Source organism: Longimicrobium sp. (assembly GCA_036387335.1).
In the GTDB taxonomy this organism is placed as follows: Bacteria; Gemmatimonadota; Gemmatimonadetes; order Longimicrobiales; family Longimicrobiaceae; genus Longimicrobium.
Genome location: DASVTZ010000038.1, coordinates 1 through 5,634 on the forward strand (window position 1 = coordinate 1; position 5,634 = coordinate 5,634).

The following is a 5,634-nucleotide window of genomic DNA, read 5'->3' on the forward strand; positions in this document are numbered from 1 at the left end:
GGTGCGGGGGTGCGGCGGTGCTGGCGCGTACGAGCCGGCTTCAGCCGTCTTCGCGTAGTTCCAGCCGGGGGATTTATCCCCCGGTTGCGGGGCCGGGCCAATGTGAGCCGGCACCACCCCGCCCGCCAAACCTGCGAAGGCAGGTTTCCCGCAGTTGTTGCAGCGGTTTCAACCGCCGGCTACAACCCGCCCTTGGCACCAATCCCACGCTGCACTTACGTTCCCGCCTTCGTGATCGCGGTCGGCGAGTGGAACCGGGAGGGGGACGATGGAAGAGCGTGCGCTGGGGAGCGGGGGCCTGCGGGTGTCGGCGCTGGGGCTGGGGTGCATGGGGATGTCGGAGTTCTACGGCGAGGGCGACGAGGACGAGTCGCTCGCCACCATCGCCCGCGCGCTGGAACTGGGCGTGACGCTGCTGGACACGGCGGACATCTACGGGCCCTTCACCAACGAGGAGCTCGTGGGGAAGGCCATCCGCGGCCGGCGCGACCGAGTGGTGATCGCCACAAAGTTCGGCATCGTCCGCTCGGAGGACCCGGCGTTCCGCGGCATCAACGGACGCCCGGAGTACGTGCGCCGGTCGTGCGAGGCGAGCCTCAAGCGCCTCGGCACCGACCACATCGACCTCTACTACCAGCACCGCGTGGACACCGACGTCCCGATCGAGGAGACGGTGGGCGCGATGGCGCGGCTGGTGGAAGCCGGCAAGGTGCGCTTCCTGGGGCTCTCCGAGGCGGGACCGGAGACGATCCGCCGCGCCCACGCCGAGCACCCCATCGCCGCCCTGCAGACCGAGTACTCACTCTGGAGCCGCGAGCCGGAAGACGAGATCCTCCCGACGGTGCGCGAGCTGGGGATCGGGTTCGTGCCGTACAGCCCGCTGGGGCGCGGCTTCCTGACGGGGCGCTTCCGCACCATCGACGACCTCCCCGAAGACGACTACCGCCGCCACTCCCCGCGCTTCCAGGGGGAGAACTTCGCCCGAAACCTGGAGCTGGTGGCGCGCATCGAGGAGATGGCGCGGACCCGCGGGTGCACGCCCGCGCAGCTCGCCCTCGCGTGGGTGCTGGCGCAGGGGGAGGACATGGTGCCGATCCCGGGGACCAAGCGCCGCAAGTACCTGGAGGAGAACGTGGGCGCCATCCGCGTCGAGCTCACCCTGGACGATCTGGCGCGCATCGACGCGATGGCGCCGCAGGGAGTCGCGGCAGGGACGCGCTATCCAGAATCCGCCATGAAGGCGCTCGGCCGCTGACGCGCGAAAACAGCTTGTCTCACGCGGAGACGCGGAGGCGCGGATTGGGAACCACTCCTTTCGTCCGCATCTCTGTGTCTCCGCGGGTTTTTTTGCGGTAGGCCTGGTTCAAACGCGGGTTGCGTGGAGGCGCGCGAGGCACGAACATTCCGCTCCCCGCACGCTGATCCGCCCCTCGTCCTCCGCATGGCCGTACCTTCCACACCCGCCCCATCCGCCGAAAAGGTTGCCCTTCCGCGCGAGCTGGCGAACTTCCTGATCGAGCTGGCGATCGCCCTGCAGAGCCACGGCGTGTACCCGGCCGGGCACCCCTTCCTCGTGCGCAGCGCCGACGCGGTGATGCGCAGGCTGGACGGGCTGTTCCTGGACCGCGACTCCGTGTCGTTCGGCGTGGCGCGGCAGCAGCTCGTGATCGAGGGGGTGGCGACCGATCCCAACAACCCGGTGCTCAGCGGGCTGGCGGGGCGCCTCCACCGGCACCGCGTGGGCGCCGTGACCATGGGCCGCGGCGCCCGCGCGGAAGAGGTGAGCGCCTTCCTCGCCCTCCTATCGTCGGAGGCGGAGGTCAGCGGTCCCGCGCTCCCCGCGCAGGGCGAGGCGCCGTCGTGGGGCTCCATCCGCCTGCACCCGCTCTCCTACGCCCAGCTCGAGCTCTCGGGCGAGGCGGAGGCGGGCGCGTCCGAGGACCCGCGGGCGGCGCGGCTGTGGATCGGGCTGGCGCGCGCGGCGGTGGAGAGCGACGAGGAGGAGGAGGCATCGCCCGAGCCCTCCGCGGTGGCCGAGGCCATCAACCGCGAGGCGCACGCGGTGGCCTACGACCAGGTGATCGTCGGCTACCTCCTCCAGCTCGCGGACGAGCTGCGGCATGGCGACGAGCGCGGCGCGCCCGAGGTACGGCGCCGCCTCTCGCAGATGATCGCCGGCCTCCACCCGGACGCGCTCCGCCGCCTCGTGGAGATGGGTGGCGACGAGGTCCAGCGCCGCCGCTTCCTGCTGAACGCGTCGCACGGCTTCGCGGCCGAGGCGGTGGTCAAGCTGGTGGAAGCCGCCGCCGGCGCGAGCGAGCAGACCATCTCGCACTCCCTCCTCCGCCTCCTTTCCAAGCTCGCGGCGCACGCCGAGCGCTCGGGCGGGCCCGTGCGCATGGTGGCGGAGAGGGAGCTGCGCGAGCAGGTACAGCTCCTGGTGGGCGGATGGACGCTCCCCGATCCGAATCCCGAGGCGTACTCGGAGACGCTGGACCGGCTGTCGCGCAGCGCCACCGGGACCGCTGTACTGCCCGGCCCCAACGACCCGGCGCCGTTGCGCATGGTGCAGACGGCGCTGGAGGTGGATACCGCCGGCACGACGGCCTGGGCCGCGCTCTCGCGCATGATGGCCGGCGGCGAGCTCCCCGCCCTGCTCGCGCTTCTGGACACCGCCCCCGAGGGCTCGCACTTCGCCGCCGCCGCGTGGGACTTCGTCAGCACGCCGGAGAGCGTCCGCGCCCTCCTGGCCGCCGGGCCGGAGGGGAGCGCGGCGCTGGACCGGCTCGTGGAGCGGATGGGCGCCGGCGCAATCGCGCCGCTGATGGACGAGATGGCGGCGAGCGAGCTGCGCGTCGTGCGCCGCGCCGCGCTCGACCGGGTGGGGCGGATGGGTGCGCCTGCCGCGGGCGAAGCGGTGCGGCGGCTGGACGACGAGCGCTGGTTCGTCATCCGCAACCTGCTGGTGATCCTACAGGATGCGGGTCCCTGGCCGGCCGGGTTCTCCCCCGCCCCCTTCCTGCGCCACGACGACCCGCGGGTGCGCCGCGAGGCCTTCAAGCTCGCCTTCCGCGTCCCCGACGAGCGGGCCCGCGCCCTGAGCCTCGCTCTCGTGGATGCGGACGAGCAGGTCAACCGCAGCGCGCTGGCCGAGTGCGGCAGCGATTGCCCGCCCGCCGTCCTCCCCCTCGTCTGCCGCCGCGCCGACGATGCCGCCACCGACCCCGAGCTTCGCGTCCTGGCCATCCGCGTGCTGGGCGGCGCCCGCGAGCCCGCGGCCGTGCAGACGCTCCTCCGGCTGGTGGACGGGGGACGCGGATGGCTGCGGAAGCCGCGCCTCGCGCCGCCGTCGCCTCACATGCAGGCCGCCCTCGCCGCCCTCGCCACCGGCTGGGCGGATCATCCAGCCGCCGCCACCTTCCTGGAGATCGCCCTGCGCTCCACCGACCCTGAAGTCATCCGCGCCGCACTGACGCGCAGGGAGGCGCGATGAGCGACGCCGCACGCTTCCTGGCCGGTTTCGCCCAGGCGCTGGCCACGATGGCGCTGTACCAGGAGGGCCACCCCGCCCGCGAGCGCGCGCTCGACGTCGCCTACGCCGGCCTCGCCGACCTCCAGTCCGTCTCCACGAAGCAGATCTTCACCTTCCTGGGTGACGAGGTGGTGCACGGAAGCGAGCCGCTGCGCGAGATGCGCGGGTGGGAGTGGAGCGCGCGGCTGGTGTCCGTGGGCGTGCAGCGGCTGGAGCTGGACGACGAGGTGACGCGCGACGAGCTGGAGGGTGTGCTGGAGGAGATCCTGGCGCGCCTTACGGTCGGCTCCACCGACTCGCCGGAGATCAACCAGCTCCGCCGCACGCGCATCCGCTTCGGCTCCGTGGGCATCCGCGGCGAGATGGAAGCGCCCGAGCCCCGCACCGCCGCGCTCGACTACTCGCTGGCTGACGAGGTGCAGGCGATCCGCTGGATGCACGACGAGGTGGAGCACGACCGACCCGTGCCGCTGGCCGAGGCGGAGGCCGTCGTGCGCTCCCTCTCGGTGGCGATGCACGGCGACAGCCAGATCATCCTCCCCCTGCTGCGCCTGCGCAACCACGACGAGTACACGACCACGCACTCGATGAACGTGTCGGTGCTCACCATGGCGATGGCCGAGTTCCTGGGGTATCAGGCGGGCGACATCCGCTCGTTCGGGGTGGCGGGGCTGCTGCACGACATCGGCAAGGTGCGCATCCCGAGCGACATCCTGAACAAGCCGGGGAAGTTGAGCCCCGAGGAGCGCGCCATCATCAACGCCCACCCGGTGGAGGGCGCGCGCATCATCCTGGACTCGGAAAAGAACCTGGACATGGCCGCCATCGTGGCCTACGAGCACCACCTGATGCACGACGGCGGGGGCTACCCGTCGCTCCATTATTGCCGCACCTGCCACTCCGCCAGCCGCCTCGCCCACGTCTGCGACGTGTACGACGCGCTGCGCACCCACCGTCCGTACCGCGCGGCGTGGTCGTCGGGCGCGGTGCTCGAGTACATCGAGGAGCGCGCCGGCACCGAGTTCGACCCGGACGTGGCGCACTCCTTTGTGCGCATGATGCGCCAGTGGGAGCACCGCTTCGCCACCCTCGAAGACGAGCGCGCCGCCGTCGCGCCCGCCGTCGGCCCCGAAGCCACGCCGTCCGCCCCGCCCGCGGATGGGCCCGTCACCCCGCTGGAGGCGCGGCGCGACGACGGGTGAAAAGCATCACACAGAGGGCACAGAGGGAACGGCAAGCCAGAGAGGACCCCTTTTCGCTTTCCTTTCCGTGCCCCTCTGTGTCGCTGTGTGATGATGTTTTAACTGTGCGTGCCGAAACCCGGAGTTCCGCGTGACGATCATCCTCGAAACCGCTCGCCTGTCGGTCCGCCACTTCACCGCCGATGACACCGCGTTCATCCTGCGGCTTCTCAACGATCCCTCGTTCATCGCCAACATCGGCGACCGCGGGGTGCGGACTGAGGAGGATGCGGCGGCGTACCTGGAGCGCGGACCGATCGCGAGCTACGCGGCGCACGGGCATGGCCTGTACCTGGTGGCGCTGAAGGAGACCGGCGAGCCCGTGGGGATGTGCGGCCTCCTCCGCCGCGAGCAGTTCGAGGACGCGGACATTGGCTACGCCTTCCTCCCCGAGTTCCGCGGCCGGGGCTACGCGCTCGAATCCGCCGCCGCCGTCCTCGATTACGGGCGCCGCACCCTTGGCCTGACGCGCGTCCTCGCCATCGTCTCCCCCGGTAACGCCGATTCCGTAAAGGTCCTGCGGAAGCTGGGTTTCGAGTACGCCGAAACCATCGCGTTCGGGGCGGATGGCGCGGAGGTGGAGGGGTACGCGTCGGAGGGGTGAGGGCGGCGCACGAGGTTCGGGGACGGGGCGGGCACGGGCAGCCACGTGGGGCGGCCCCTACGAGGATCGGTGCAACCAGCGGGCGTTGGGGCGGGGGCGAGGATGGGCAGACACGCAGGTCTGCCCCTACCGGTGGCGGGTGCGATAGGCGGGCGGCGGAGCAACGCGGGGCACGGGCGCGATGAATCGCGCCCCTACGGGATCCGTGGGTTGCGGGCAGATCCATGCCACCGCCCCTCCCCCAGGTAGTTTTGGGG

4 protein-coding genes are annotated in these 5,634 nt (G+C 71.8%); all 4 read left to right on the forward strand.

Annotated features, from left to right (window positions below; all coding sequences use genetic code 11):
• Window positions 1-268: 268 nt before the first annotated feature.
• Window positions 269-1,255, forward strand: a complete 987-nt coding sequence (locus VF647_03410) for an aldo/keto reductase (GenBank protein HEX8451116.1) — start codon at window positions 269-271, stop codon at window positions 1,253-1,255.
• A gap of 186 nt (window positions 1,256-1,441) precedes the next feature.
• Window positions 1,442-3,493 carry a HEAT repeat domain-containing protein gene (locus VF647_03415; GenBank protein HEX8451117.1) on the forward strand — a complete coding sequence of 684 codons (2,052 nt, stop codon included), beginning with the start codon at window positions 1,442-1,444 and terminating at the stop codon, window positions 3,491-3,493.
• The gene (locus VF647_03420; protein ID HEX8451118.1) at window positions 3,490-4,734 is read left to right on the forward strand and encodes an HD domain-containing phosphohydrolase; all 1,245 of its coding nucleotides are present in this window, start codon (window positions 3,490-3,492) and stop codon (window positions 4,732-4,734) included. Before VF647_03415 ends, VF647_03420 begins: the two co-directional genes overlap by 4 nt.
• Window positions 4,735-4,864: 130 nt before the next feature.
• Window positions 4,865-5,377: a GNAT family N-acetyltransferase gene (locus tag VF647_03425; protein HEX8451119.1), complete on the forward strand. Its 513-nt coding sequence runs from the start codon at window positions 4,865-4,867 to the stop codon at window positions 5,375-5,377.
• Window positions 5,378-5,634 lie beyond the last annotated feature (257 nt).